The 26,048-nt window shown below is 70.0% G+C and carries 30 protein-coding genes; 21 read left to right on the forward strand and 9 right to left on the reverse strand.

Features of this window, described 5'->3' with window-relative positions:
* Positions 1 to 81 precede the first annotated feature (81 nt).
* The 3 genes from ACFYXH_RS08320 to ACFYXH_RS08330 all read left to right on the forward strand — a co-directional run bounded on the left by ACFYXH_RS08320 (position 82) and on the right by ACFYXH_RS08330 (position 3,330).
* A complete protein-coding gene (locus ACFYXH_RS08320; RefSeq protein WP_389561329.1) occupies positions 82 to 309 on the forward strand; it encodes a hypothetical protein in 228 nt (75 codons plus the stop codon).
* Between the two features lie 165 nt (positions 310 to 474).
* On the forward strand, positions 475 to 2,304 hold the full coding sequence (locus ACFYXH_RS08325) for a bifunctional metallophosphatase/5'-nucleotidase (protein WP_389561330.1): 1,830 nt from the start codon (positions 475 to 477) through the stop codon (positions 2,302 to 2,304).
* A 159-nt stretch (positions 2,305 to 2,463) separates the two neighbouring features.
* Positions 2,464 to 3,330 carry a phosphatidylinositol-specific phospholipase C gene (locus ACFYXH_RS08330; protein ID WP_389561331.1) on the forward strand — a complete coding sequence of 289 codons (867 nt, stop codon included), beginning with the start codon at positions 2,464 to 2,466 and terminating at the stop codon, positions 3,328 to 3,330.
* 4 nt (positions 3,331 to 3,334) lie between these two features.
* Here ACFYXH_RS08330 and ACFYXH_RS08335 read toward each other — a convergent pair whose 3' ends face one another.
* The 5 genes from ACFYXH_RS08335 to ACFYXH_RS08355 all read right to left on the reverse strand — a co-directional run bounded on the left by ACFYXH_RS08335 (position 3,335) and on the right by ACFYXH_RS08355 (position 9,088).
* On the reverse strand, positions 3,335 to 4,738 hold the full coding sequence (locus tag ACFYXH_RS08335) for a sensor histidine kinase (RefSeq protein ID WP_389561332.1): 1,404 nt from the start codon (positions 4,736 to 4,738) through the stop codon (positions 3,335 to 3,337).
* Positions 4,735 to 5,457, reverse strand: a complete 723-nt coding sequence (locus ACFYXH_RS08340) for a response regulator transcription factor (RefSeq protein WP_385311297.1) — start codon at positions 5,455 to 5,457, stop codon at positions 4,735 to 4,737. Before ACFYXH_RS08340 ends, ACFYXH_RS08335 begins: the two co-directional genes overlap by 4 nt.
* Positions 5,458 to 5,477: 20 nt before the next feature.
* Positions 5,478 to 6,539: a S1C family serine protease gene (locus ACFYXH_RS08345; protein WP_389561333.1), complete on the reverse strand. Its 1,062-nt coding sequence runs from the start codon at positions 6,537 to 6,539 to the stop codon at positions 5,478 to 5,480.
* 686 nt (positions 6,540 to 7,225) lie between these two features.
* A complete protein-coding gene (locus ACFYXH_RS08350) occupies positions 7,226 to 8,248 on the reverse strand; it encodes a LacI family DNA-binding transcriptional regulator (protein WP_327324514.1) in 1,023 nt (340 codons plus the stop codon).
* 24 nt (positions 8,249 to 8,272) lie between these two features.
* The gene (locus tag ACFYXH_RS08355) at positions 8,273 to 9,088 is read right to left on the reverse strand and encodes a response regulator transcription factor (protein ID WP_389561334.1); all 816 of its coding nucleotides are present in this window, start codon (positions 9,086 to 9,088) and stop codon (positions 8,273 to 8,275) included.
* 221 nt (positions 9,089 to 9,309) lie between these two features.
* Between ACFYXH_RS08355 and ACFYXH_RS08360 the strand changes: the two genes are divergently transcribed.
* From ACFYXH_RS08360 to ACFYXH_RS08395, 8 genes are all read left to right on the forward strand, one after another.
* On the forward strand, positions 9,310 to 10,125 hold the full coding sequence (locus ACFYXH_RS08360) for an alpha/beta hydrolase family protein (protein WP_389561335.1): 816 nt from the start codon (positions 9,310 to 9,312) through the stop codon (positions 10,123 to 10,125).
* Positions 10,126 to 10,158: 33 nt separating this feature from the next.
* Positions 10,159 to 10,413 (forward strand): MoaD/ThiS family protein, encoded by a 255-nt coding sequence (locus tag ACFYXH_RS08365; protein ID WP_327324511.1) that lies wholly within the window; start codon positions 10,159 to 10,161, stop codon positions 10,411 to 10,413.
* Positions 10,349 to 11,554 (forward strand): hypothetical protein, encoded by a 1,206-nt coding sequence (locus ACFYXH_RS08370; protein ID WP_389561336.1) that lies wholly within the window; start codon positions 10,349 to 10,351, stop codon positions 11,552 to 11,554. Before ACFYXH_RS08365 ends, ACFYXH_RS08370 begins: the two co-directional genes overlap by 65 nt.
* A gap of 132 nt (positions 11,555 to 11,686) precedes the next feature.
* Positions 11,687 to 12,436, forward strand: coding sequence for a DUF2993 domain-containing protein (locus tag ACFYXH_RS08375; protein WP_389561337.1), 750 nt, complete (start codon positions 11,687 to 11,689; stop codon positions 12,434 to 12,436).
* 279 nt (positions 12,437 to 12,715) lie between these two features.
* Positions 12,716 to 12,796 (forward strand): putative leader peptide, encoded by an 81-nt coding sequence (locus tag ACFYXH_RS08380; RefSeq protein WP_350310325.1) that lies wholly within the window; start codon positions 12,716 to 12,718, stop codon positions 12,794 to 12,796.
* A 138-nt stretch (positions 12,797 to 12,934) separates the two neighbouring features.
* Positions 12,935 to 13,780 (forward strand): sulfurtransferase, encoded by an 846-nt coding sequence (locus ACFYXH_RS08385; protein ID WP_389561338.1) that lies wholly within the window; start codon positions 12,935 to 12,937, stop codon positions 13,778 to 13,780.
* A 32-nt stretch (positions 13,781 to 13,812) separates the two neighbouring features.
* Complete coding sequence (locus ACFYXH_RS08390) at positions 13,813 to 14,100, forward strand: DUF1416 domain-containing protein (RefSeq protein ID WP_018101653.1); 288 nt, start codon at positions 13,813 to 13,815, stop codon at positions 14,098 to 14,100.
* A 103-nt stretch (positions 14,101 to 14,203) separates the two neighbouring features.
* Complete coding sequence (locus ACFYXH_RS08395; RefSeq protein WP_351446919.1) at positions 14,204 to 14,467, forward strand: DUF3099 domain-containing protein; 264 nt, start codon at positions 14,204 to 14,206, stop codon at positions 14,465 to 14,467.
* Between the two features lie 89 nt (positions 14,468 to 14,556).
* Here the strand turns inward: ACFYXH_RS08395 and ACFYXH_RS08400 are convergent, their stop codons facing one another.
* Complete coding sequence (locus ACFYXH_RS08400) at positions 14,557 to 14,919, reverse strand: DsrE family protein (RefSeq protein WP_389561339.1); 363 nt, start codon at positions 14,917 to 14,919, stop codon at positions 14,557 to 14,559.
* 283 nt (positions 14,920 to 15,202) lie between these two features.
* On the opposite strand from ACFYXH_RS08400, the gene ACFYXH_RS08405 reads away from it, so the two are divergent.
* The 3 genes from ACFYXH_RS08405 to ACFYXH_RS08415 all read left to right on the forward strand — a co-directional run bounded on the left by ACFYXH_RS08405 (position 15,203) and on the right by ACFYXH_RS08415 (position 17,272).
* A complete protein-coding gene (locus ACFYXH_RS08405) occupies positions 15,203 to 15,775 on the forward strand; it encodes an FABP family protein (protein ID WP_389561340.1) in 573 nt (190 codons plus the stop codon).
* A gap of 84 nt (positions 15,776 to 15,859) precedes the next feature.
* Entirely contained in the window at positions 15,860 to 16,297 is a 438-nt protein-coding gene (locus ACFYXH_RS08410; protein WP_389561341.1) for a Fur family transcriptional regulator, read from the forward strand.
* 9 nt (positions 16,298 to 16,306) lie between these two features.
* The gene (locus ACFYXH_RS08415; RefSeq protein ID WP_389561342.1) at positions 16,307 to 17,272 is read left to right on the forward strand and encodes a YgfZ/GcvT domain-containing protein; all 966 of its coding nucleotides are present in this window, start codon (positions 16,307 to 16,309) and stop codon (positions 17,270 to 17,272) included.
* Positions 17,273 to 17,276: 4 nt separating this feature from the next.
* On the opposite strand, the gene dtd is transcribed toward ACFYXH_RS08415, so the two are convergent.
* On the reverse strand, positions 17,277 to 17,702 hold the full coding sequence (gene dtd / locus ACFYXH_RS08420; protein ID WP_327324499.1) for a D-aminoacyl-tRNA deacylase: 426 nt from the start codon (positions 17,700 to 17,702) through the stop codon (positions 17,277 to 17,279).
* 117 nt (positions 17,703 to 17,819) lie between these two features.
* On the opposite strand from dtd, the gene ACFYXH_RS08425 reads away from it, so the two are divergent.
* The 3 genes from ACFYXH_RS08425 (at position 17,820) to ACFYXH_RS08435 (ending at position 20,887) form a co-directional block, all read left to right on the forward strand.
* Positions 17,820 to 18,512 carry a hypothetical protein gene (locus ACFYXH_RS08425; RefSeq protein WP_389561343.1) on the forward strand — a complete coding sequence of 231 codons (693 nt, stop codon included), beginning with the start codon at positions 17,820 to 17,822 and terminating at the stop codon, positions 18,510 to 18,512.
* A 44-nt stretch (positions 18,513 to 18,556) separates the two neighbouring features.
* Positions 18,557 to 19,516: an asparaginase gene (locus tag ACFYXH_RS08430; RefSeq protein WP_389561344.1), complete on the forward strand. Its 960-nt coding sequence runs from the start codon at positions 18,557 to 18,559 to the stop codon at positions 19,514 to 19,516.
* 126 nt (positions 19,517 to 19,642) lie between these two features.
* Positions 19,643 to 20,887 (forward strand): GNAT family N-acetyltransferase, encoded by a 1,245-nt coding sequence (locus ACFYXH_RS08435; protein ID WP_389561345.1) that lies wholly within the window; start codon positions 19,643 to 19,645, stop codon positions 20,885 to 20,887.
* 67 nt (positions 20,888 to 20,954) lie between these two features.
* On the opposite strand, the gene ACFYXH_RS08440 is transcribed toward ACFYXH_RS08435, so the two are convergent.
* A complete protein-coding gene (locus ACFYXH_RS08440) occupies positions 20,955 to 21,113 on the reverse strand; it encodes a hypothetical protein (RefSeq protein WP_389561346.1) in 159 nt (52 codons plus the stop codon).
* A gap of 286 nt (positions 21,114 to 21,399) precedes the next feature.
* On the opposite strand from ACFYXH_RS08440, the gene ACFYXH_RS08445 reads away from it, so the two are divergent.
* From ACFYXH_RS08445 to ACFYXH_RS08455, 3 genes are all read left to right on the forward strand, one after another.
* Positions 21,400 to 22,281, forward strand: a complete 882-nt coding sequence (locus ACFYXH_RS08445; protein WP_389561347.1) for a GntR family transcriptional regulator — start codon at positions 21,400 to 21,402, stop codon at positions 22,279 to 22,281.
* Positions 22,282 to 22,283: 2 nt separating this feature from the next.
* A complete protein-coding gene (locus ACFYXH_RS08450) occupies positions 22,284 to 22,988 on the forward strand; it encodes an HAD family hydrolase (RefSeq protein WP_389561348.1) in 705 nt (234 codons plus the stop codon).
* A gap of 176 nt (positions 22,989 to 23,164) precedes the next feature.
* On the forward strand, positions 23,165 to 24,307 hold the full coding sequence (locus tag ACFYXH_RS08455; protein WP_389561349.1) for a phosphotransferase family protein: 1,143 nt from the start codon (positions 23,165 to 23,167) through the stop codon (positions 24,305 to 24,307).
* 19 nt (positions 24,308 to 24,326) lie between these two features.
* Here the strand turns inward: ACFYXH_RS08455 and ACFYXH_RS08460 are convergent, their stop codons facing one another.
* The gene (locus ACFYXH_RS08460; RefSeq protein ID WP_389561350.1) at positions 24,327 to 25,298 is read right to left on the reverse strand and encodes a zinc-binding dehydrogenase; all 972 of its coding nucleotides are present in this window, start codon (positions 25,296 to 25,298) and stop codon (positions 24,327 to 24,329) included.
* 89 nt (positions 25,299 to 25,387) lie between these two features.
* Here ACFYXH_RS08460 and ACFYXH_RS08465 point away from each other — a divergent pair, with 89 nt between their 5' ends.
* The gene (locus tag ACFYXH_RS08465; RefSeq protein WP_389561351.1) at positions 25,388 to 26,020 is read left to right on the forward strand and encodes a TetR/AcrR family transcriptional regulator; all 633 of its coding nucleotides are present in this window, start codon (positions 25,388 to 25,390) and stop codon (positions 26,018 to 26,020) included.
* Positions 26,021 to 26,048 lie beyond the last annotated feature (28 nt).

Genomic DNA, 26,048 nt, shown 5'->3' on the forward strand with positions numbered 1-26,048 from the left:
GGTGGGGTCGGGCCAGATGCATGCCGTCTGCCGCACGCAGTGGAGGTGGGCGCGGCTGAAGCCCGCGGGTCCGGGGACTCCGTGACGATCATCTCGGTGTTCACCTTGAGCGGGCCCCACATCTGCGCGTCCCGCACCTGCGCGTCCCGCACCCGCGCGCCCCACTGCGCGTCCCGCACCCGCGCGCCCCACTGCGCGTCCCGCACCCGCGCGCCCCACTGCGCGTCCCGCACCCGCGCGCCCCGCGCGACCGGCTTCAGCTTGCCGGTCAACTCCAAGAAGTCCGAGGACAGTTCGGACGCCTTCTGATGTTCCTGCTCGTATATGTCCGCAGTGCGGGTGATACGCGAAGAACTGCCCGTTGACGAACGAAGGCAACCAGGTTGTAACCCGCTAGCCCCTGTCGTGCTACGCGCGTTGACTCTAGGCTGCCGCTCGCAGCCCTCACACCACGCTGAACTGACAAGGGGACAGATGTCAGCGACACAACAGAAGAACCGCGCGACCCGGCGGACCCGGCGGATACTCGCCACCGCCGCCGGACTGGCCACCGTCGGCGCGCTCGTCGCCGCGATGCCGGCCAATGCCACCACCAGCAGCAGCGACCGCCACGGCGACCGTCACCACAAGCCCGCGCGCACTGTCGATGTACAGCTGCTCTCCTTCAATGACCTGCACGGGAACCTGGAGCCGCCCGCCGGCTCGGCCGGGACGGTCAGTGAGAAGCAGGCCGACGGCACCGTCAAGGCGATCCCGGCCGGTGGTGCCGAGTATCTGGCGACCTCGCTGCGCGGTGCGCGCAAGGGTCACCCGTACTCCATCACCGCCGCCGGCGGCGACTTGGTCGGTGCCAGCCCGCTGCTCTCCGGGCTCTTCCATGACGAGCCGACCATCGAGGCGCTCAACAAGATCGACCTCGATGTGACGGCCGTGGGCAACCACGAGTTCGACGAGGGCGCGGTCGAGCTCGCCCGGCTCCAGAAGGGTGGCTGCCACCCGGTCGAGGGCTGCTACGAGAAGGGGAAGAAGTTCAAGGGCGCGGACTTCCCCTACCTCGCGGCCAACGTCACCAAGGAGACGACCGGCAAGCCGATTCTCAAGCCGTACACGGTCTGGAAGAAGAACGGCGTCAAGATCGGCTTCATCGGTGTGACCCTCGAGGGCACGCCGGACGTCGTCAACGCCAACGGCATCAAGGGCCTCAAGTTCAACGACGAGGTCGAGACGATCAACAAGTACGCCAAGGAGCTCGACCGCCAGGGCGTGAAGTCGATCGTCGCGCTGATCCACGAGGGCGGCTCGCCGGCCTCCTCCTCGTACAACTACGACTGCGACTCGCCGGGCGCGGGCGACGGCATTTCCGGCCCGATCGTCGATATCGCCAAGAACATCACGCCCAAGGTGGACGCGCTGGTCACCGGCCACACCCACCAGGCGTACGTGTGCACGGTCCCGGACCCGTCCGGCAAGCCGCGCATGGTCACTTCGGCGGCCTCGTACGGCAAGCTCTACACGGACACCACGCTCACGTACGACCGTCGAACCAAGGACATCGTCCGTACGTCGGTGAAGTCGGCGAACCACATCGTCAGCCGTGACCAGGCCAAGGCCGAGGACATGACGGCGCTCATCGCGCGCTGGAACAAGCTGGCCGCGCCGGTCGCGAACCGCCCGCAGGGCTGGATCTCCGCCGACATCAACGGCCGTGGCTCGACGGCGCCCGAGAAGCCGCTCGGCGACCTGATCGCGGACGCGCAGCTCGAGGGGCTGGCCCCCGCGGACAAGGGCGGGGCGCAGCTCGCGCTGATGAACCCGGGCGGGATCAGGTCCGACCTGGTCTTCAAGGCCTCGGGCAGTGAGGGCGACGGGGTGGTGACGTACGGCGAGTCGTTCACCGTGCAGCCGTTCACCAACATGATGAACGTCGTCGACCTGACCGGCGCCCAGTTGATCACCACGCTCCAGCAGCAGGTCAGCGGCCCGAACGAGGCCTCTCCGAAGATCCTTCAGGTCTCGAAGGGCTTCACCTACACCCTGGATCTGAAGAAGACGGGTGCGGCCCGGATCGATGTGGCCTCGGTGAAGCTGAACGGCGTCGCGATCGACCCGGCGAAGACCTACCGGGTCGCGATGAACGAGTTCCTGGCGGGCGGCGGTGACGGCTTCCCGGTGCTGAAGGAGCACAAGAACAAGCTGGTCGGCGCCTCCGACCTGGATCTCTTCAACGCCTACCTGGTGGCGAACTCGACGGCGGCCAAGCCGATCACGCCGCCGGCCGCCGACCGGATCACGGTCGTGCAGTAGCGGTACCGGCACGTTGACGGTGGGGCGGTGGGCCAAGTGCCTGCCGCCCCACCGGCGTTGTGGGACGTGGCGGACTTCTGAGGCTGGATTCGGCCACTCCCGACCGACGGGTACTCGACCCTGTTCATTCTTGACGTGACCCCGCCATAATGCCGGACCATGGACCGACGGAGCTTTCTCGCGGGTGCGGCAGCCGTCTCCGCGACCGCCCTCATCGGCGCACCGGCATTCGCCGCGCCGCGGCGCACTCTGTCCGCGCAGGACTGGATGGCGGGCGCCGGCGACTCGACCGCCCTGGCGCGGCTGACGATCCCCGGCACCCATGACTCGGGCGCGCGCTTCGGCGGCCTCTGGACGGAGTGCCAGAACACCACCATCGCCGACCAGTTGAACAGCGGCATCCGCTTCCTGGACGTACGGTGCCGGGTCACCGGCGACTCCTTCGCCATCCACCACGGGGCGTTCTACCAGAACCTGATGTTCGGCGATGTGCTCATCGCCTGCCGGGACTTCCTCGCCGCCCACCCCTCCGAGACGGTCCTGATGCGCGTCAAGCAGGAGTACTCGCAGGAGAGCGACGCCGCCTTCCGCCGCGTCTTCGACCTCTATCTGGACGGCAAGGGCTGGCGCTCGCTGTTCCGCATCGGCGACGGCCTGCCGACGCTGGGCCAGGCACGCGGCAAGGTCGTGCTGCTCGGCGACAACGGCGGACTGCCCGGTGTCCGCTACGGCGACGGGAACCTCTTCGACATCCAGGACGACTGGAACGCCGCCCCGAACGCCAAGTACCCCAAGATCGAGACGCACTTCCGCAAGGCGGCGCAGCAGCCCGGCAAGCTGTACATCAACTTTGTCAGCACCTCCGCGTATCTGCCGCCGCGCTGGAACTCCGACAACCTCAACCCGAGGGTCCACTCCTTCATCGACGGCTCCGAGGCGAGTGGGTGGAAGGGACTCGGCATCGTGCCGCTCGACTACCCCAACACCCGATCGGGCCTGGTCGATTCACTCATCCGGCACAACTGACCGGCTACGCGGCAGGCGGCGGAGTCGCCGCCCCCGGCAACCGGATCACCGCGCGCGTTCCGCCGCCCGCCGCCGGAACGAGCGCGACCTCGCCGCCCGACTGCTGGACCGTACGGGCCACGATCGACAGCCCGAGCCCCGATCCCGGCAGCGCACGCGCGGACGGCGAGCGCCAGAACCGCTCGAAGACATACGGGAGTTCATCGGCGGGGATACCGGGACCGTGGTCCCGTACCGTCAGCTCGCCTCCGCTGAGAGCCACCTCGATCGTCCCGCCCGGTGGCGAGAACTTCACCGCGTTGTCCAGGACATTGACCACCGCCCGCTGCAGCGCGGCCGGCTCCGCCCGTACGTACCAGGGCGCCAGCTCTGCCGTGAAGGTCAGCTCGGGGCCGCGCAGCCGGGCCCGCACCAGCGCGGCCTCGGCGATCTCGTGCATAGCGACGACCTTCAGCGGCTCGGGGTGGACGGCGTCCGGCCGGGACAGCTCCTGCAGGTCACCGATGAGTACGGCCAGTTCGGTCATCTGCGCCGTGACCGAGGCCATCAGCGCCGTACGGTCCGCGGGCGGGAGCGCCCGGCCCGTCTCCTCGCTGCGCGCCAGCAGCTCGATATTCGTTCGCAGCGAGGTCAGCGGCGTACGCAGCTCGTGCCCGGCGTCCGCGATCAGCTGCGCCTGCCGGTCCCGCGAGGAGGCGAGCGCGGCGGTCATGGAGTTGAAGGACCGGGACAGCCGGGCGATCTCGTCCTCGCCCTCGACCGGGATACGCACGGTCAGATCCTCGGTACGGGCGACATGCTCCACAGTCTCGGTGAGCTGGTCGACGGGCTTGAGACCGGTCCGCGCGACCCAGAGACCGGCGGCGCCCGCGCCGAGCACGCCGATGCCCGCGAGGGCGGTGAGCAGCAGCGCGAGCCGGTTCAGCGACGCTTCGATCTCCGCCAGCGGACGCGAGACCGACACGGCGACCGTGCCCCACTGCGGGCCGAGAGGAACCAGAGTGGTGCGGACGCGTACCGCGGCACCACTGTCGGTGACGCCGTCGTGCAGTGTGTCGGTCCTGGTGCCCGCCGCGACGGCGACGTCCGGCGCCTGGACCTTCACCGGCTGCGAGTCCGGCGCGACACAGCGGTCCCCGCGCGCCCCGACGATCTGGATGTACGCGAACCCCGAGGCGTGAGCGTCGACGGTCTCGTTCCGCGGGGTGCGACAGGCGATCAGGGCCTGCTGCACCGTGCCTTCCGGAGCGCCGGTGTTCCGCAGAGAGGTGTCGAGTTCGGCGCGCAGCTGGGAGCTGGTCAGCAGCCAGCAGGCGACGGACACCGCCGCGACCGCCACCGCGACGGCCAGCGCCACCAGCAGCGCCAGCCGGGACCGCAGAGGCAGCGTACGGAACCTTCTGATCACTCCGCGCCGCCCGACCGCAGCGCGTAGCCCACGCCACGCACCGTGTGGACCAGCCGCGGCTCGCCGGCCGCCTCCGTCTTGCGACGCAGATACATCACATACACATCCAGCGAATTCGAACTGGGCTCGAAGTCGAAGCCCCACACGGCCTTGAGGATCTGCTCCCGGGTGAGCACCTGACGCGGGTGCGCGAGGAACATCTCCAGGAGCGTGAACTCCGTACGCGTCAGCTCCACCCGGCGTGTGCCGCGCATGACCTCGCGGGTCGCCAGGTCCATCCGCAGATCGGCGAAGGCCAGCACGTCGTCGTCGGTGGCGGCGCTCCCGGCCGTCGCGTACGAACTGCGCCGCAGCAGCGCCCGCACCCGGGCGAACAGCTCGTCCAGCTCGAACGGCTTGACCAGATAGTCGTCGGCCCCCGCGTCCAGCCCCGTCACCCGGTCGCCGACCGTGTCCCGCGCGGTCAGCATCAGGATCGGCGTCGTCGATCCGGCGGCGCGCAGCCGGCGGGCCGCGGTCAGGCCGTCCATCCGGGGCATCTGGATGTCGAGCACGATCAGATCGGGCGCGTACGCCTCCGCCCGCGCGAGGGCGTCGACACCGTCGACGGCGACCTCGGTCCCGTACCCCTCGAAGGCGAGAGAGCGCTGGAGCGCCTCACGGACGGCGGGTTCGTCGTCGACGATGAGGATGCGGTCGCCTTCACGGGAGGTCGTCATGGCATCAGCCTCGCATGGGCTCAGCTGCTGCCGCCGGAGCGCAGGTCGTCCAGGTCGGCCTTGACCGTGTCGACGGGGATGGCGAAGCCGAGGCCGACGCTGCCCGCGGTGGAGCCGGAGCCCGAACTGGGCGAGTACATCGCGGAGTTGATGCCGATTATCTCGCCGTTCATGTTGATCAGGGCGCCGCCGGAGTTGCCGGGGTTGAGGGAGGCGTCCGTCTGGAGGGCCTTGTACGTCGTCTTCGACGAGCCCGTGTCGCCGTTGAACTGCTGCCCGCCGAACTCGAAGGGCCAGCCGCCGCCCTGCTGCTGTTGCTGCTGACCTTGGTCCTGCTGCTTCGCGACGGTGACATCACGGTTGAGCGCGGAGACGATTCCGCTGGTCACGGTGCCGGTCAGGCCCTCGGGCGAGCCGATGGCGACGACCTCGTCGCCGACCTTGACCTTGCTGGAGTCGCCGAGCGCCGCCGCCTTCAGGCCGCTGGCGCCCGCCAGCTTGATCAGGGCCAGATCCTTGTCCGGGTCGGTGCCGACCACCTTGGCGGTGTACGTCCTGCCGCTGCTGAGCCGCACCTTGACGGAGTCGGCCCCGGAGACGACATGGTTGTTGGTGATGATCTCGCCGTCGCCGGTGATGATCACGCCGGAACCGGTGGACTGCCCGGCGGAGGAGGTCGCGCTGATCTCGACGATGCTCGGCGACACGGCCTGCGCGACGCCGGCGACGGTGCCGGTGCTGCTCTGCGACACATTGGTGCCGGTCACACCGGTGCCGCTGCCGCCGGTGCCGTTGTCGGTGAGCCGCTGGACCAGGACGGACGCGCCGCCGCCGATGGCCGCGGCGACGATGGCAACGGCGGCGATGAGCGCGACGGGCCGCTTGGCCCTGGCCCGGTGCGCGGGCCCCCCGACGGGACCGGCCTGCACGCCCCCGCCCGGCGGCTGATACCCGGCGCCGCCGTCTCCGGGCCATACGGTGACCGGCGGGGTGGGCTCATGGGTCGGCGGCGGGGGGTATCCGCCGGTGGTGTACGGCTGCTGCTGGCCCTCGTCGCCGCTGCGGCGGTAGTAGTCCGTCATGGCAATGACTGTCGGGCGCGTAGATGAGAGCGGGCTGAGGAGGCGCTAAGAAGCCTGACAGAACCTGTCGCCCGGTCATGTGGCCGGGGTGGGCCGGGGACGTTGGTGGCAGTCGCCCGGTCATGTGGCCGGGGTGGGCCGGGGGCGTTTGTGATTGCTCTTCGGTGGGTGGTTTCCTCTGTCGCCCGGTCATGTGGTGAGCGTGGGCCGGGGGCGTTGGTGGTTGCTGTCCGGTGGGTGGTTTCCTCCGGCGAACCGCTGAACCCCCGCGGCGAGCGGTCTTGTCCCGTTCGGGTGGGGAGGGGCCGTGCAGGGTCGCCCCCGCCAGTTGCTCGGTCATGTGGTCGGGGTGGGCCGGGGGCGTTGTCGGTTGCTGTCGGTGGGTGGTTTCCACCGGCGAACCGCTGAACCCTCGCGGCGGACCGCACTCGTGCCGTTCGGGTGGGGAGGGGCCGTGCAGGGGCGGCCCCGCAGGGGATTGGCGGCAAAACCGGGGTCACGAGACAAGACCCTGTACGCCGCCGACCCCGAGGAGTCGAGCCCGGAGGGGCACCGGAGCCCGCACCGGCCAAGACCCCGCACCCCGCCGGAGGCAACCCGCACCCCCGGGCCACAAAGCCCGCCGCCCGCCGGAGGCAACCCGCACGCCCGGGCCCGGGCCACAAGATCCCGCCGCCCGCCGGAGGCTACCCGCAGCCGCAGGATCGGCGGATCACCAAGCCCGACGGGAACTGCTTCACCCGTTCCCGGCGAGAACCCGCCACCCGCAACCCGTCGTCCAGCACCAGATCCACCGCCGCCCGCGCCATCGCCGGGCGGTCCGAGGAGATCGTCGTCAGCGGCGGGTCCGTCAGCGCCGCCTCCTTGACGTCGTCGAAGCCCGCCACCGCCAGCTCGCCCGGCACATCTATCCGCAGCTCCCGCGCCGCCCGCAGCACACCGAACGCCTGGTCGTCCGTCGAGCAGAAGATCGCCGGCGGCCTCTCCGGGCCCGCCAGCAGCTTCAACGCCACCTGATACGCGTCGTAGCGGTTGTACGGCGCCTGGAACAGCCGTCCCTCCACCGAGCGGCCCGACTCCAGCATGGCCCGGCGCCAGCCCTCGACGTGGTCCGCCACCGGGTCGCCGACCGCCGGGGTCGACTCGACGCCGCCGAGGCAGGCGACGTACGGGTGCCCGTGCTCCAGCAGATGCCGCGTCGCCAGCTGCGCGCCGCCGATGTCGTCCGTGACGACGGCCACGTCGTCGATGGCCTCCGGGCGCTCGTGCAGCAGCACCACCCGTGCGTCCCACGCCTCGATCTCCGCGGCCGCCCGCTCGCTCGGGCCCTGGCTGACCAGGATCAGCCCGGAGACCCGCATCCCGAGGAAGGCCCGCAGATAGTGGACCTCGCGCTCGTCGCGGTAGTCGGAGTTGCCGACGAGGACCATTTTTCCGCGGTCCGCCGCGGCCTGTTCGACCGCGTGCGCCATCTCCGCGAAGAACGGCTGCCGCGCGTCCGGCACGATCATGCCTATCAGGTCGGTCCGCCGCGAGGCCATCGCCTGGGCAACCCGGTCGGGCCGGTACCCCAGCTCTTTGATCGCTGCGAGTACCCGCTCGCGCGTGGCCGGGGCGACCGGCCGGGGTCCGTTGTTGATGACGTAGCTGACGACCGCGGTCGAAGTCCCCGCCAGTCGCGCCACATCGTCCCGCGTCACCTTGGCCACGCGCGGCAGTCTACGCGGGGTGACCTACCTCTGGGCAGGGCGTACGCCTGCTTCCTGCGGCTCGGCCGTGTCCTCCGTACGAGCGACGGAGTCCGCCGCCCGTGCCGCGGCCTCCGCCGCGGTCTGCGCCGCCGCCTTCGCCTTCGCCTCCTCGGCCGCGCGTTCGACCTTCTCCGGCGTGACAAAGCGGTAGCCGACGTTGCGTACGGTCCCGATCAGCGACTCGTGCTCCGGGCCGAGCTTCGCGCGCAGCCGCCGTACATGGACGTCGACCGTCCGCGTACCGCCGAAGTAGTCGTAGCCCCAGACCTCCTGGAGCAGCTGGGCCCGGGTGAAGACCCGCCCAGGGTGCTGCGCGAGGTACTTGAGCAGCTCGAACTCCTTGAAGGTCAGGTCCAGGACCCGGCCCTTCAGCTTCGCGCTGTACGTTGCCTCGTCGACCGACAGATCACCGTTGCGGATCTCCATCGGGCTGTCGTCCGAGGTGATCTGCTGGCGGCCCATCGCGAGCCGCAGCCGGGCCTCGACCTCGGCCGGACCCGCCGTGTCCAGCAGTACGTCGTCGATGCCCCAGTCCGCGGTGACGGCCGCGAGACCGCCCTCCGTCACGACGAGGATCAGCGGGCAGCCGGGTCCGGTGGACCGCAGCAGCTGGCACAGCGACCGCACCTGCGGCAGGTCGCGGCGGCCGTCGATCAGGATGACGTCGGCACCGGGGGTGTCGACGAGGGCGGGGCCTTCGGCGGGGGCGACCCGCACGTTGTGCAGCAGCAGTCCGAGGGCGGGGAGCACCTCCGTCGACGGCTGGAGGGCATTGGTCAGAAGCAGAAGTGAGCTCATCGCGCCCCACCTGCCCGGATCGTCCTACGGTCGTGCACGGTTCGCTGGCCCATAACGTCGGTTCCTCCTCGGTCCCTGCGAGGACGTTGCGGCACTGCTTCGAACGTGGCGGCCCCCGCGCCCTGGGGCCCGCCGTTCACCTGCCTGTAACAACGGACAGGAAACACAAAAGGATCCGGGGGCTTCGTTGCCCGGATCCTCTTCCCAGCAGAATAGCCCACATGAGCTCCGTGGCAGAGGGTCCTTTCTGCAGATCAATTGTTTCCTCGCTCACGCCGGCACCCCTCAGGACGATGCTCCGCACGGACGACGGGGTACGTATCGAGGCGGTGTACGAGCCGTGTACGGCCGGTTCCGTCGCCACCGCGATTGTCGTCGCACACGGCTTCACGGGGTCCGTGGACCGGCCCGCCGTGCGGCGCGCTGCACAGGTGTTCGCGCAGCGTGCGGCCGTGGTCACCTTCTCTTTCCGCGGGCACGGCGGCTCGGGCGGCCGCTCCACGGTCGGCGACCGTGAGGTGCTGGATCTCGCGGCGGCGGTCGAGTGGGCACGTTCCTTGGGTCATACGCGTGTGGTGACCGTCGGTTTCTCGATGGGCGGCTCGGTGGTGCTCCGGCACGCCGCGATGCACGGGGGGCGCAAAGAAGCGCATACCGACGCGGTCGCCGCCGTCAGCGCCCCCGCCCGCTGGTACTACCGCGGTACGGCCCCGATGCGGCGGCTGCACTGGGTGGTCAGCAGGCCGCTCGGCCGTGTCGTCGGCCGTTTCGGCCTCGGCACCCGTATCCATCCCGAGGAGTGGAATCCCGTACCGCTCTCCCCGACCGAGTCCGTGCCGCTGATCGCCCCGACGCCGCTGCTGATCGTGCACGGCGACCGCGACCCGTACTTCCCGCTGGACCATCCGCGCATGCTCGCCGCCGCAGCCGGCGAGGGGCAGGCCGAGCTGTGGCTGGAGCCGGGCATGGGCCACGCCGAGAACGCCGCGGACGAGGCGCTGCTCGGCCGCCTCGCGGACTGGCTGGCCGGCGAGTAGCCCATCATGGAAGCCGACGAAAGGAGTGCCGACATGGCAGCGGGAACCATCCGCTACTGGGCCGCGGCCAAGGCGGCGGCCGGCATCGCGGAGGAGCCGTACGCCGCGGGAACGCTCGCGGAGGCGCTGACCGCGGTGCGCGAACGGCACCCCGGTGAGCTGACGCGGGTACTGCAACGCTGTTCGTTCCTCGTCGACGGTGCCCCCGTCGGGACCCGCGGCCATGAGACCGTACGGCTTGCCGAGGGCGGCACGGTCGAGGTGCTCCCGCCGTTCGCAGGAGGGTGAACCGCACAACATGAGCAGCGATCAGCAGTATCCGTACGAACAGCAGCAGCCGTACCAGGAGCCGTATCAGCAGCCCTACCAGCAGCCGTACCAGGAGTCCTACCAGCAGCCGTTCCACGACCCCGGCGCGGCACAGACGTGGGAGGCCGAGACCTGGGACACGCAGTACCAGCCGACCGTGCGGCCCGCGCAGTCCGCCGCCGCGGCCGACGCCGTGTATCTGCCGCCGCAGGGCGCGTACCCGCTGCCGCCCGAGGCACCGGTCCCGGCGCCGGCGCCCGCCGCGTACGAGCCGCCGGCCGCAACCGTCGGCCTGGCTGCGACCGGCACCGCCGCGACCGGCAGTGCCGGGTACAGCGCCCCCACCACCGTCGGGAACGCCCGGATCACCGACGCCCAGCGCGCCCGCGCCGAGGGCCGTTCGCCGATCATCGCGCCGGGCATGCAGCCCGCCGGGCTGACCGCCGTCCTCGGACTGCTGCTCGCCGGCGGCGCGGCCATCGGCTCGTACGCTCTGCTCGTACCTCTCGTGCTGCTGCAGGCCGTCACCGCGGCCGGATGGTTCCGGCTCAACGGCATGTGGCCCGCCCGGCAGGGCATCGCGCTCGCCTTCGCGGGCGGCCTCGCCGCCGACGCCGTACTGCTCGGCGTCGGCCGGGAGAACGCGCCCGCCGCGATCATCGGCACGCTCGGTGTCTGGGTGCTGCTCACCCTCGTGCTGCAGCTGCGCAGCCACGCGGACGCCGACGAGCGGATGTACGGACTGATGGCGACCGTCGCGTCGGCCGCGCTGACGATCCTCGCGGCCGGGCATCTCGCGGCCGCGGACGACGCCGTGGTGGTGGGCGGGATCGCGGTCGCCGCGGCCGTCCTGGTCCGCGCGCTGCCGCTGCCCGGCCTCGCCTCCGTTGTTCTGTCGCTGCTGGCCGCGGCCGGTGCGGGCATCGCGGCCGGCGGTCTGACCGACATCGGCTCCGAGGGTGCGCTGCTGGGTCTCGCCGCGAGTGTCTGCGCGCTGATCGGCCTGCGGGTGGCGAGCTACGACTACCCTTCCCGCTTCGTCCATATGACGGCGGGCGTGGCCCTGCCGCTGACCGCCGCTGCCCCTGCGGTCTATCTGATCGGCCGCGCGCTCGTGTGACCCCCCGGATGCCCCCCGGAACCAATGACGGGCGTCACTCGTCGATCATTGGACAGAGGTCGTCGTCCGGATTCGTTTAGGCTCGCGGGCGTCACGGGGGGCCGGACAGACCAAGGTGGGGGACACCGAGCAATGCGCGCACTGCGAATACTGCTGATCATCGCCGTGATCCTCGGCGGCATCTTCGTCGCCGCGGACCGGATCGCGGTGAACCTGGCCGAGTCGGAGGCGGCCGACAAGATCAAGAGCAACCAGGGGCTGAGCTCGACGCCGGAGATCTCCATCAAGGGCTTCCCCTTCCTCACCCAGGTCATGGGCAAGGAACTCGACGAGGTCGATGTCAGCCTCGCCGGCATCACCGCCACCGCGGGCGGCCACTCGGTCAATGTCACCGAGGTCAAGGCCGAGCTGCGCAACGTGAAGATCGACAGCAGCTTCTCCTCCGCCGTCGCGGACCGGGCCGACGGTTCCGCCCGGATCTCCTACGCCGATCTGACGAAGGCCGCGCCCAAGGGCGCCACCGTCGGCTACGCGGGCGCCGACCGGGCAGCCAAGGGCCAGGTCAAGGTCACGGGACCGCTCACCGACCTGCTCGACGGCGCGGGCATCCAGGTGCCGGGCGCCTTCAAGGGCCTGCTCGCGGGCCGCACGGTCAGCACGTACAGCACGGTCGTGCTCAAGGGCGGCGACACGGTCCAGCTGCGGGCCGAGTCGCTGCCGAAGCTGCCGGTGCCGGGCTTCGACGAGAAGCTGCGCAAGGCCATCGACTACGACCTGAAGATTGCCGGGATGCCGTCGAGCATCAAGCTGGACAAGGTCCGGGCGGCGGACGGCGGACTGCAGTTCTCGGGCACGGGTAGGAACGTGTCGCTGGCGGGCTGAGAATGAGCCCGTCCGGGGCTTGCTGAAACGCAGCCCGTCCGGCGCTTGAGGACAGAAGCGGGAAGGGGCGGGGAGGGGCAGGATCCGCCGTCCGCTCGTCACTCCGGCCGCATGGTGAGACGGCAGTGTCCGCTGAGTAGAAGGAAGTAGCGCACACACGGCTGCGCTGCCGGGCGGAGACCGGCCTCGGGGTCATCCCGTCCCGCATAGTGGATGATCGCGTCTCAGCATCCGACACCCCGGTGACATCGCGGCTGAATCGTCCCTACGATCGGACCCATGAAGCGACAGGCGGATCTCACGAAGCGGCGGGCAGTAGACCTGTGCCGCGTCGCCGCCATGCTCTGTCGCACTTTCTGAGCGGGAGCCCGGCTCCCGTATCCCCCGGGCCCTTTGACCGTTGTCAGGGCCACCCCGTGCACGTACGCCGTTCGTTCCGCGTACCCGCGCACCCCTCTTCGCACCACCCGCCGCACACTGCCCCGGAGGAGAAAGAGCATGAGCCGCAGCGACGTCCTGGTAGACGCCGACTGGGTCGAGGCCCACATCGAGGACCCGAAGGTCGTCATCGTCGAGGTCGACGAGGACACCTCCGCGTACGACAAGAACCACATCAAGAACGCCGTACGGATCGACTGGAAGAGCGACCTCCAGGACCCGGTCCGCCGCGACTTCGTCGACCAGGAGGGCTTCGAGAGGCTCCTGTCGGCGAAGGGCATCGCCAACGACGACACCGTCGTCCTCTACGGCGGCAACAACAACTGGTTCGCCTCGTACGCCTACTGGTACTTCAAGCTCTACGGCCACGACAGCGTCAAGCTCCTCGACGGCGGCCGCAAGAAGTGGGAGCTCGACTCCCGCGACCTGGTCGACGGCTCCGAGGTCCCGAACCGCCCGGCCACCGAGTACAAGGCCAAGCCCCAGGACACCTCGATCCGCGCCTTCCGCGACGAGGTCATCGCCTCGATCGGCAAGCTGAACCTGGTCGACGTCCGTTCGCCCGACGAGTTCTCGGGCAAGCTCCTCGCCCCGGCCCACCTCCCGCAGGAGCAGTCGCAGAAGGCGGGCCACATCCCGACCTCCCGCAACATTCCGTGGTCGAAGAACGCCAACGACGACGGCACCTTCAAGTCCGACGACGAGCTCAAGGCGCTCTACGAGGACGAGGACGTCGACCTCGCGAAGGACACCATCGCCCTGTGCCGCATCGGTGAGCGTTCCTCGCTCACCTGGTTCGTGCTGCACGAGCTGCTCGAGCAGCCCAACGTCAAGAACTACGACGGCTCCTGGACCGAGTACGGCTCCTTGGTCGGCGTGCCGATCGAGCTCGGCTCCGGCAAGTAAACCCCTCCTCCCGACCCCCGAAGGACGACCCTATGTGTGGAGCAAAGGCCGGCGGCCCCGACGCTTCGACGATCAAGCCCGGTGAGACGACCATCCAGGGCAGCGTGACGCGTGACGGCGAGCCCGTCACCGGATACGTCCGCCTGCTGGATTCGACGGGCGAATTCACCGCCGAGGTCCCGACCTCGGCGACCGGACAGTTCCGCTTCTACGCGGCCGAGGGCACGTGGACGGTGCGCGCGCTCGTCCCGGGTGGCACGGCGGACCGTACGGTCGTCGCGCAGACCGGTGGCCTCGCCGAGGTCGCGATCGCGGTCTGATTCATCACGTACTGGCCGAAGGGCCGCACCCCAGGGGGTTGGACGCTTCCTGATCGGGGTGCGGCCCTTCGGTCGTCCGCGTCGCCGGTCGTACGCTGGAGGTATGTACGCGCGACGCCGGCGTGGTTACTTCCTGCTGATGGGCGGATGCGTCTTCCTCTTCGTGTCCGCGTGGGCCGTCGTGCGTCTCTGGTCGATCCCCGTCGCCGTCGGCATGTGCTTCGTCGCCATGGTCATCCCGCCGCTCGCCGCGATGTTCGCCAACGCGCGCGGCCCCGAGGACCGCTGGTGGGACGACCCGTCAGGGGACCCGAAGTCCGACGAGTGGTGGGACGAGCTGGACGGCAAGAAGCGCCGGTCGCAGTAAGCCGTGCCGCTGATGGACGAGTTCGCCGGGGCGTGTTTCAGAAGTAGCGCCGTCCGCCCGCAGGGCGGGCGGGACTTCTAAAACACGCTTTAGTAGACGAGTGCCTGGACCCCGTCCGGCATGATCTCGCTGACGAAGACCTGCGCGCCCGCGATCCGTACGCCGTCGAGCACATCCTTCTCCGCGATGTCCCGACGGACCGCGCACTGCGTGCAGAGCGTGATCTGCCCGGACGCCTGGATCGACTCGATCAGATCCGGCAGCGGCGCCGCATGCGGGAGTTCGAACTCGGCCGCGCGCCCCGGCAGCGCGAACCACGCGGACTCACCGGTCAGCCAGAGCGAGACCTCCACACCGCTGGCCGCGGCGACGGCCGCCACCGTGAAGGCCTGCGAGCAGCGCTCGGGTGCATCGGCCCCGGCGGTCACCTTGATCACGAGCTTCTTCGCCATGTACCGAACTGTAATGCGCGGGCACACAACGCCGTCCGTCCACACCTCGCAGAGATGCCCGTAGTCCCACCCATTAGGCTGGGACCCGGCCCTTACCGCCCACACCGCACATCCGAGGAGCACCCCGTGCTTGAGGCATTCTTCGAAGCCCTGCTGGTCCTGGTCTGCGTCGGCGTCGCCGCCTTCGCCGGGCTGACCGTGAAGAAGCTGTACCAGGGTCAGCGCTAGTCAGCGCCCCTCGCGCTCGTCACCCCCGTATCTCTACAGATCGCCAGAGCTGCTCATGATCGAGATTCCGTCCGACCTGAACCCGGGCCTCGTCCCCCTCGCCTTCCTCCTCGGTACCTGGGAGGGCGCGGGCGTCTCCGACTTCCCCGGCGCCGAGAAGTGCAACTTCGGCCAGGAAGTCACCTTCAGCCACGACGGCCGGGACTTCCTCGAGTACATCTCGCACACCTGGGTGCTCGACGCCGAAGGCAAGAAGGTCCGCCCGCTGGAGTCCGAGACCGGCTACTGGCGCATCGACCCCGACCGCAAGGTCGAGGTCGTCATGGCACGTGACCAGGGCATCGTCGAGATCTGGTACGGCGAGCTCGCCGACCAGAAGCCGCAGATCGACCTGGTGACGGACGCGGTCGCGCGCACCGGGGCCTCGGGTCCGTACACCGGTGGCAAGCGGCTCTACGGTTATGTGAAGGGTGACCTGATGTGGGTGGGCGAGAAGGCCACTCCGGAGGTCCCGCTGCGCCCGTACATGTCGGCGCATCTGAAGAAGGTCGTCTCCCCGGAGCAGGTCGAGGAGTGGGCCAAGGACCTCGGCGACCTCCCGGACGACGGCATCGCTTTCTTCAAGTAGCCCGCCGGCGCTCGCCACGCCCCGCCGAAGGATCAAGGCCGACAACTGCTCCCCGCGGTTGAAGCGCCTGCCTACACTGGGTGCGTGGTGAGCACCGACTGGAAGAGCGATCTGCGGCAGCGCGGCTACCGGCTGACTCCGCAGCGCCAGCTTGTCCTCGAGGCCGTCGACACGCTCGAGCACGCGACGCCCGACGACATCCTCTCCGAGGTGCGCAAGACCGCCTCCGGCGTGAACATCTCCACCGTCTACCGGACCCTGGAGCTCCTCGAGGAGCTCGGCCTGGTCTCCCACGCCCACCTCGGCCACGGCGCCCCGACGTACCACCTCGCCGACCGGCACCACCACATCCACCTGGTCTGCCGCGACTGTACGAATGTGATCGAGGCGGATGTCTCCGTCGCCGCCGAGTTCACCTCCAAGCTCCGCGAGACCTTCGGTTTCGAGACGGACATGAAGCACTTCGCGATCTTCGGCCGCTGCAAGAAGTGCACCGCTGAGGCCTCGACCACCGAGTCGTAGGCTTAGCGCATGAAGAGCCCCCTGCTGTCCCTGCCCGGTGCGGTCGCCGCCGAAGGCCATGACGAAGGCGTCGCCGCGCACTACGGCGATCTGTTCCGCGAGCAGCGCGCCCTCGCGGACGGCGCCGGCCTTGTCGATCTCTCGCACCGCGGCGTCGTCACCGTCACCGGCGACGACCGCCTGAGCTGGCTGCATCTGCTGCTCACCCAGCATGTGAGCGAGCTCCCGGCCGGCCAGGCGACCGAGGCGCTGATCCTCTCGGCGCACGGCCATATCGAGCATGCCCTGTATCTCGTCGACGACGGCGAGACGGTCTGGGCGCATGTCGAACCGGGCACGCAGCAGGAACTCATCGGGTACCTGGAGTCGATGAAGTTCTTCTACCGGGTCGAAGTCGCCGACCGGACCGAGGAGTTCGCGGTCGTCCACCTGCCCGCGGGTTCCATCGCCGAGGTGCCCGAGGGTGTTGTCGTACGGGAGACTCCGCACGGCCGCGATCTGTTCCTGCCGCGTGCCGACCTCGAAACGTACGCGGCCGCGAACGGCCCGGTCGCCGGGATCCTGGCGTACGAGGCACTGCGCGTCGAGACCCACCGCCCCCGCCTCGGCTTCGAGACCGACCACCGCACCATCCCGCACGAGCTGGGCTGGATCGGCAGCGCGGTCCACCTGCAGAAGGGCTGCTACCGCGGCCAGGAGACCGTCGCGCGCGTCCACAACCTGGGGAAGCCGCCGCGCCGGCTGGTCTTCCTGCACCTCGACGGCAGTGAGGTGCACCTGCCGGGCCATGGCACTCCGGTGCGGCTCGCCGCGGACGGTGAGGAGGGCCGCCAGCTGGGCTTCATCACCACGTCAGCCCGCCATCACGAGCTTGGCCCGATCGCACTGGCACTGGTCAAGCGCAATGTGCCGATGGACGCGGAGCTGCTGGCGGGCGACACGGCGGCCGCGCAGGAGCTCGTGGTCGAGCCGTAGCTCCTCAGATTTCGATCAGTACGGTGAACGGGCCGTGATTGGTGAGCGAGACGCGCATGTCCGCCCCGAACCGGCCCGTCTCCACCCGTGCCCCCAGCGCCCGCAGCTGCGCCACCACTTCGTCGACCAGTGGTTCGGCCACATCGCCGGGCGCAGCGGCGTTCCAGGTGGGGCGGCGGCCCTTGCGGGCGTCCCCGTAGAGAGTGAACTGCGAAATCACCAGCAAGGGCGCGTTCACGTCCGAGCAGGACTTCTCGCCCTCCAGAATGCGGACCGACCAGAGCTTGCGGGCCAGCTGCGCCGCCTTCTCCTTGGTGTCCTCGTGGGTCACTCCCACCAGCACACACAGCCCTTCGCCGACGATTTCGCCGACCGTCTCGCCCGCCACCACGACGCTCGCGCCGTCGACCCTCTGCACCACTGCACGCATACAGACCAACCTATCTGGGGCTGAACGGGTGCAGAGCACCTGCGTCGGGACCTTCGGGAGTGGCACCATGCACGGAGGCGGTGCAGCCGCACCGGTCGAGGGGACGGACATACGCACATGAGCACATCTGGCGCCGGACAGCCGCCCGGTCCCGTATCGCTTCCCACATCGCTGCCTACAGCGATTCCCGCGTCGCCTTCCGTGCCGCGTTCCGCACCGTCTTCCGTGCCACCTTCCGTGCCGACCCGTACCGGCCGCTCACGTGCCGCGCGACCGCCCCAGCAGCGTTCCGGGGACGTCCTGCCTGAGCCCCCGCAGCACGATCTCGCGGCATTGCGCCTGCCTGAGCTGCGCAATCTCCGCCGCGACTCGCATCGCGACGAGGCGGACCTCAGCTATGTGCGGCGGCTGCTGCAGGGCCGCATCGACATCCTGCGGGCCGAGCTGGCGCGGCGTACGGCCCCACAGGCGCCGGTCGTCCCGGAGACAACCGTCGTGGACCGTCTGTCGAAGATTCTGGCCGACGCCCCTTCGCGGCACCGCTCGTCGGCCCGGCATGTGACGCTCTCCACGCCGCACAGCGAGGAGTACCGGCAGCTGGCCTCGGACATGCTCTCCGAGGTCGAGCTCTCCGACCTCGACGCCCGTACCGACGAGGAGCTGCATGCGGCGATGGGCCGGCTGATCCGCTACGAACAGCAGGTTTCGCGCAGCCGCCAGCTGTTGCAGCGCACGGCGGACGATTGCAGTGCCGAGATCGCCCGCAGGTACCGTGAAGGCGAAGCACAAGTAGACGACCTGCTCACCTGAAGCGATCCTTCCGGGAGCGGGCACACGCCCCGGGAAGGCCCACGATGAGCACCTCCACCACTGCCATACCCCCGGTCCTCGCCGAAGTCGTACGATCCGGCTTTGTCGAGGGCCGTCACCGGGGGTCGCTCGTCGTCCTGGCGGCGGACGGCAGTGTGCAACTCGCGCTCGGAGACCCGGCAGTGCCGGTCTTCCCGCGCTCCAGCAACAAGCCGATGCAGGCCGCGGCGGTACTCCGCGCCGGGCTCGGTCTCTCCGGGGAGCGGCTGGCGCTGGCCGCCGCGAGCCACTCCGGTGAGGGCTTCCACCTCGATCTCGTACGGAAGATGCTCGCCGAGCACACGCTGTCGGCCGATGACCTGCAGACGCCGCCGGACCTGCCGCTGGACCCGGCCGAGGTCGAGACGTATCTCGCGACGGGCCAGGTCCGTGACAAGGTCACGATGAACTGCTCCGGCAAGCACGCTGCGATGCTGGCGGCCTGCGCGCTGAACGGCTGGGACCGGACGAACTACCTGGACCCCGGGCATCCGCTGCAGCAGCTGGTCCACGACGTGGTCGAGGACGCGTCCGGCGAGCGGGTCACGGCGGTCGGCACGGACGGCTGCGGCGCTCCGCTGATGGCGGTCAGCCTGACCGGACTGGCCCGCGCCTTCCGCCACTTCGTACTCGCCGAGCCGGGTTCGGCCGAGCGCCGGGTCGCGGACGCGATGCGCGCCCACCCCGAGTACGTCGCCGGCACGCGCCGCCCCGACACCTGGCTGATGCGCGAGGTGCCGGGCACGCTGTCGAAGATGGGCGCGGAGGCGGTCCAGGCGGTGGCGCTGGCGGACGGCCGCGCGCTGGCCTTCAAGGTGGACGACGGCTCGACCCGCGCGCTGGGCCCGGTGCTGGCCCGTGCCCTCGAACTGCTGGGTGTGGATGCTCCGGTGGTGGCGCGGATCGGGCACGCGCCGCTGCTGGGCGGCGGCGTGGAGGTCGGCGAGATCCGGGCGGCGTTCTGAGCCGCACGGGGCTGAGCCGCGCGGCGTTCTGAGCCGCACGCATTCGGAGCCGTACGGGGCTGAGCCGCACGGGACTGCCGGAAACCCGGATGCGGGCGGATCGGCGTTCGGCCTAGCGTGAGACACATGAGTGTCGAAACCCGCACCGTCACCGAGTCCGAATTCGCCGACTGGCTGCGGGCGTTGTCCACCGGGTTCCTGAGGCCGCCGGTGATCTCCGAGGAGGAGCTCGCCGACCGCCTGGCGCACACCGACCTGTCGCGGGTCCGCGGCGCCTTCGACAACGGCCGCTGTGTCGCGACGTACCGCTCCTTCACCCAGCAGCTCACCGCGGTGGGCGGCGCCGCGCTCCCGGCGAGCGCGGTCTCCAATGTCACCGTCTCGCCCACGCACCGCCGCCGGGGTCTGCTCAGCCGGATGATGACCGCGGACCTGGCGGAGGCCAAGGAGCGCGGCGACGTCGTATCCACGCTGATTGCCGCGGAGTACCCGATCTACGGTCGGTACGGCTTCGGCCCGGCCGCCTGGATCACCGAGTGGGCGGTCGACGTCCCGCGCACGGGCCTGGACCCGCGCTGGTCGGGCCCTGGCGACGGCGGCCGGATCGACCTGGTCGACGGGACGGACGTACGCAAGCTCGGCCCGGAGCTGCACGCACGGCTCGCGGCCGGGCAGCCGGGCGCGGTGAACCGCGACGAGCGCTGGTGGCAGATCAACACGGGCCGGACGGAGCTGTCGGCCCACCCCTGGACGGAGCCGTTCTACGCGGTCTACCGCGCGGCGACCGGTGAGGTCGAGGGCCTGCTCGTCTACAAGGCGGACGACACGTGGGGCGATGCCAAGCAGCCGCTGAACACGGCGACGGTGCGCGACATGATCGCGCTGACGCCGGCGGCGGAGCGCGCCCTGTGGCACTACGTGTGCTCGGTGGACTGGATCACCACGGTCAAGTCGGGCTACCGCGCCCCGGACGATCTGCTCCCCCTGCTGCTCCCGGACCCCCGCGCTGCGAGGATCCTGACGCAGGCCGACTTCTTGTGGGTGCGGATCCTGGATGTCGTACGGGCCCTGGAGGCGCGTACGTACGGGACTTCCGCGACCCTGGTTCTGGACATCCGCGACGCGGCGGGCCTGGCGGCCGGCTGCTTCCGCCTGGACGTGTCGCCGGAGGGGGCGGTGTGTGGTCCGTCGACCCGATCGCCCGATCTGACGCTGGATGTACGGGAGTTGGGTGCGCTGTACCTGGGCGACGAGTCGGCGGTACGACTGGCGGCGCTGGGCCTGGTGGAGGAGGGGACGCCGGGGGCGGCGGGGGTGGCGGACGGGCTGTTCCGGACATCGAGGCGGCCTTGGTGCCCGGACATCTTCTGATGCCTGCGCTGTGATGTCCGGGCGGGCGCTGTGGTGTCCGGGCGGGCGGCTGAGGCGCGGAGGTCCGTCAGGTGCCGGCCGCCACGACCGGCACCGTCAGCAGGGCGCCGCCGACGCCGGCGCAGGTGGCGTTCTCGGCCTTCACCCCGATGGTCAGCAGGGTGAGTCCGAGCGCTGCGACGTATCCGAACCGCCATTGCACGAACTGTTCGACTACTAAGGTCATCCAAGGCATGGGTCCCCCTCCTTCGGAATGGCGGGGAGCGCCTGTGCCCGCACGCCGTTGTACCCGCTCGGGCGCCCCGTCAGAGTCGGTCAAGCAGTCAAGTTGCAAGCAAATCAGTCTGGTTGACCTGTCTGTTGTCTTCCCGTTCGTCAGGCACCGGCAAACTTGTATGACTATTGGATCGGGTGGTTGACCGGAAATTGGCCGGTCGGCCTGAAGTGGCTCGAACATGTCTTATTCGGCAGGCCAATTACGCGTACCCATAGGGCAGTTGTACGGTGGGACGGTGGCAACTCGCGAACTGGCAGGCGAAGAGGGCAGAAAGTACGAGATCGTCGCCGCCCGGCTGAGGGAAGGCATCAGCGGCGGTGTGTACGGAGCGGGCAAGCTGCTGCCTACGCAACGGGAGTTGAGGGACACCTTCCAGGTGTCCCGGGCGACGGTGACCAAGGCTCTGAAACTGCTCATCGACGAGGGTCTGATCGAGTCACGTCAGGGTAGTGGCGCCCGGGTGCTGCCCGCCGGAGGCCGCGCTTCCACGGCCCAGCAGGTCTTCGCGCGGCCCGCCCTGGAGACGCTCCAGCCCCATCTTCAAGCAGCCTTCGATGCCGATGACATCACCATGGACGTCTTCTCCCTCACCTCGGAGACGATGAACCGGCAACTCGGGGCACAGATCACCCGCATCCACGACGGCAGCATCCGGCCGCGGAGCATCTCTCTGCGCCTGATGCTTCCCGACCCCGGCATCAAGCTCGCCTTCCCCGTGTCCTTGCACGACCCGGACGACGAGCGGCCGCGCCAGCGGCACCGCGACACCCTGATCCAGTGTTCCAAGTCGTTGCGCAGTGAATTGCGTACCCTCAAGCGACAGCGGCTCGTTCCCGAGGTGTCGGTCCAGATCAGGACCGTGCGCCTCACGCCGACCAGCAAGATGTATCTCCTGAACAGGGATCTGCTGCTCGAGGGTTACTACACCCTGGAGGGCACGGATCCCGACCCGGTCGAGGGAGAGGAGCAGGAGGGCACAACCCTCAACTCGCTCGGGCTCGGCGCCACGCTCTTTCCGTACTCCAAGCCTGACCAGGCACTGAAGGTGGAGACAGCGCAAACGTTCTTCGACTCCTATTGGGAGCTACTGGCCCAAGATGCGGACTTTGGCGACTGATCGTGTTGCTCACCTCCCCTACCCAGCTACGAGATCTGCTCTCCCGTGCCTCCCTCGTCCTGTGGGACTTCGACGGACCCGTCTGTGATCTCTTTGCGCACCCGCGCACGGCCTCGAGCATCGCCGCGACGCTGCGCGACATCGTCCGCCCCGACGCCGGCCTGAGCGCCAGGATCGAGGGGATGACCGATCCCCTCCAAGTGATGCTGCAGGTGCACGCCGTCCGTACGGGCGACCCCGTCGGCCTGGTCGGGACGGTGCGCAAGTGCCTTGAAGAGGCGGAGACCGAAGCCGCCGAGACGGCGGTGCCCACCGCCGCGGCCGAGCCGCTCATGGCGCAGCTGCGCGGCGAGGGCAAGCTGCTTGCCATCGCATCGAACAACTGCGAGGCGGCGATCCGGGCGTATCTCCACCGCCGTGGGCTCGAGAAGTACTTCAACGACCGGATCGTCGGCCGGCCCGATGACCTGAGCCTGATGAAGCCCGCTCCGCACAGCCTGCGGCAACTCCTCGACAGCACCGGTACGGCCGCCGCGGACAGTGTGATGATCGGCGACTCGCCCGCCGACGCCAAGGCGGCAGCGGCGGCCGGTGTGCCGTTCATCGGATACCACCCACGCCAGGAGAAACTGCGGCGGCTCGAGGCGGCCGGAGCCACCTGCTTTGCCGCGGATCTGAGCGTCATGCAGGCGGCTGTCGTCGGGTAGGGATGACAGTCGGGTAGGGATGACGGACGAGCCCCGGCCATATGGCGTGTGCACAGTGTCAACCTTCCTTCTCCGCAAGGGGTTTGGTGCTGTCACTACTCTTTGGGTATGAACGTGACCGGCGGCCCGGAACGGTCCGTCAGTGGTGTCTTCGGCCTCGAGAGCGCAGGAGCCGCATGTCCGATGTAGCCCGCAGCGCGTCCGGACGTGTCGTCGACAGCTGGGAGTCGCTGTACCGAGCGGCCGGTGAGGGGGCGCCCCTCACCGGCTACTACCACCGCAACTACTGTGTGGAACTGCCGCACGCGCTCGCCGCGTCGGTCGCGCTGCCTGCCGGTACGCCGGTGAAGGTACGGGCGCCGATCACCGAAGCCGTCCAGTTCAATCTGCGGATCTGGCCCGAGGGGGAGCTGCTCGGCGCCATCGCGGGCCGGGTGGACGGAAGCCCCCGCGTGCTGGCCGACCGGCCCGGTTTCACCGTGCACTCCTTCGCAGAGGGCGATCCGCTGTCGGACCTCGTGGGACGTGAGGGGCCGGTGGCACTCCCGTACATCGACTCCCTCGGGGAGCTCTTCCGGCAGACGGCAGCGGTCCCCTCCCGGCTGCTGCCGCCCTGTCCCGAGGGCTGGCCGGCCGACGGAGACTGCGCAGGTTTTCTCCGTACGCTGGTCGACTTCACCGAGAGTGAGGTGAAGGGGCGGCACGGCAAGGATTTCCGGACGCTGTTCGCCGGCCTGAAGGTGCCCGACGACGCCTTCGCACGGCTGATGGAACGCGCAGAGGAGCTGGGGGAGCGGCCGTTCGTACTCCTTCACACCGACGTCCACCGGGGCAACCTCATCGCCGGCGCGGACGGCCGGCTCTCCCTGATCGACTGGGAACTCGCCCTCTTCGGTGACCCCGTCTACGAGATTGCCTCGCATCTCTCGCGGATGCGGTACGCGAAACGGGCCGAGCGGCGGGCTGCGCTGAGGGCCTGGCGCACGGCTGTCGCCCACAGCCGTCCGGCAGCGCTTGCCGGGCACCGCCGCGCACTGCGGATCTATCTCGACTTCGAACGGCTGCAGTCGGTCTACATCGATGTGATCCGGCTGGCCCTGGCCTTCGCCCGCCATCCCGACCGGGCCGCTCTGGAGCGGACCGCGACGGGGATCGAGGCGGTGCTGCGCGCGGGGCGCCGACCGCTCGGGCTGCGGCGGGTGCCGAGCTCCGGGCGGACAGCCCTGGCGCTTGTCGCCTGGCAGCGCGCCAAGGCAGCGGCGGAGAAGGCGGACGGGGCCGACGAGGTGGACGTGGACGAGGTACGGCGGGTGGCGTGAGGGGGGCGAGGGCCGCTTCTCACGTCGTCAGCAGCACCTTCCCCCGCAGCGTCCGGGCCTCGATCGCCGCGTGGGCATCCGCCGCACGCGTCAGCGGGAACGTGCCGCCGATCACCGGGCGCAGCCGGCCCGTGGCCGCATCCTCCAGGGCCTTCGCCGCCAGGCGCGCGTACTCCTCGTCCGAGAGCTGTACGTCCCCGATGCCGAGCAGCTTGATCCCACGGCGCTCCGCCTCCGCCGCATCCACCGGGGCGAAGCCGCCCGTCGGCGCCCCGTGCGCCGAGAAGCGCCCGCCGTCCGCCGTCAGCGCGAAGGCGGCCAGGCCGGGAGCACCGCCGACCCCGTCGAGTACCACGTCCGCGCCGGCCGGGCCCAGCGCCGCGCGGGTCTGGGCGACCCAGTCGTCCCGGGTCGCGTCCACGACCACATCCGCGCCCAACTCCCGTACCAGGGACGTCTTCCGCTCACCCCGGGCCACCCCGACCACCTCCGCCCCGGCGGCCTTCGCGAGCTGCACCAGCAGCGTGCCCATGCCGCCCGACGCGCCCAGGATCAGCACCCGCTCGCCCGTGCCCAGGCCGGTGGACTCCAAAAGCGCGCCGGCCGTGACGCCGTCGTGGACCAGGGCGGCGGCCTCCTGCAGTCCGAGGCCGTCGGGGACGGGGACCAGCTTGGCCGCGGAGGCCACGGCCTGCTCGGCGTAGCCGCCGGTGAAGCCGAGCGCGGTGATGACACGGCGGCCGGTCCACGCCTTGTCCACGCCCTCGCCGACCGCGCGCACCGTACCGGCGATGCCGCCGCCCGGCACGTACGGCGGCTGGACCGCGAAGTGCTCGCCGAAGGCGCCGGACCGCACCTGCGTCTCCACAAAGATCGTGTCCACCGCGGAGACCGCCACGACCACCTCGCCGGGACCCGCCACCGGATCCGGGACCTCCGTCGTGACCAGAACCTCGGGGCCGCCGAATTCCTTCACCTGTGCCACGCGCATGCCGTCCACTCCTCAACTCGATAGCTTGTCGGCAGTCTGGAACCTCAACTGCGATTGAGGTCAACTCCGACTGCGTACGCTTTGGAGTCATGAGCGGTGAGATGGGCCTGCGGGAGCGCAAGAAGCGGCAGACGTACCGGGCGATCTCGGATGCCGCGATCGCGCTCTTCCTGGAGAAGGGCTTCGACCGGGTCTCGGTCGCGGAGATCGCGGCCGCCGCGGATGTCTCCAAGCCGACCCTCTTCCGGTACTTCCCCACCAAGGAGGACCTGGCGCTGCACCGGTTCGCCGACCACGAGGACGAGGCGGCCCGCGTGGTGGCGGCCCGGCCCGCCGGCGTCTCCCCGCTGGACGCCCTGCACCGGCATTTCCTCGACGGGCTGGAGCGCTGCGACCCGATCACCGGGCTCAGTGGCGAGGAGGGTGTACTCGCCTACCACCGGCTGCTGTACGGGACGCCGAGCCTGGTGGCGCGGCTGTACGCGTACCAGGGCAGGTCGGAGGAGGCGCTGGCCGAAGCCCTCGGTGCCGCCGGTCTCCCGGCCGGGGCAGGCCGTCTCGGCGCGCGCCTCGCCGCCGGTCAGATCGTCGCCGTGCAGCGGATCCTCGCCGAGGAGACCTGGCGGCGGATCGAGGCGGGGGAGAGCGCCGAACAGGTCCGACCCGACGCGGTCGCCGCGGCCGGACTGGCCTTCGACCAGCTGCGCAGCGGGCTGGAGTGAATCACGGTTAAAAATGTAACTCGGTTAC

The sequence above is a fragment of the Streptomyces sp. NPDC002730 genome, assembly GCF_042888805.1.
GTDB lineage: Bacteria > Actinomycetota > Actinomycetes > Streptomycetales > Streptomycetaceae > Streptomyces.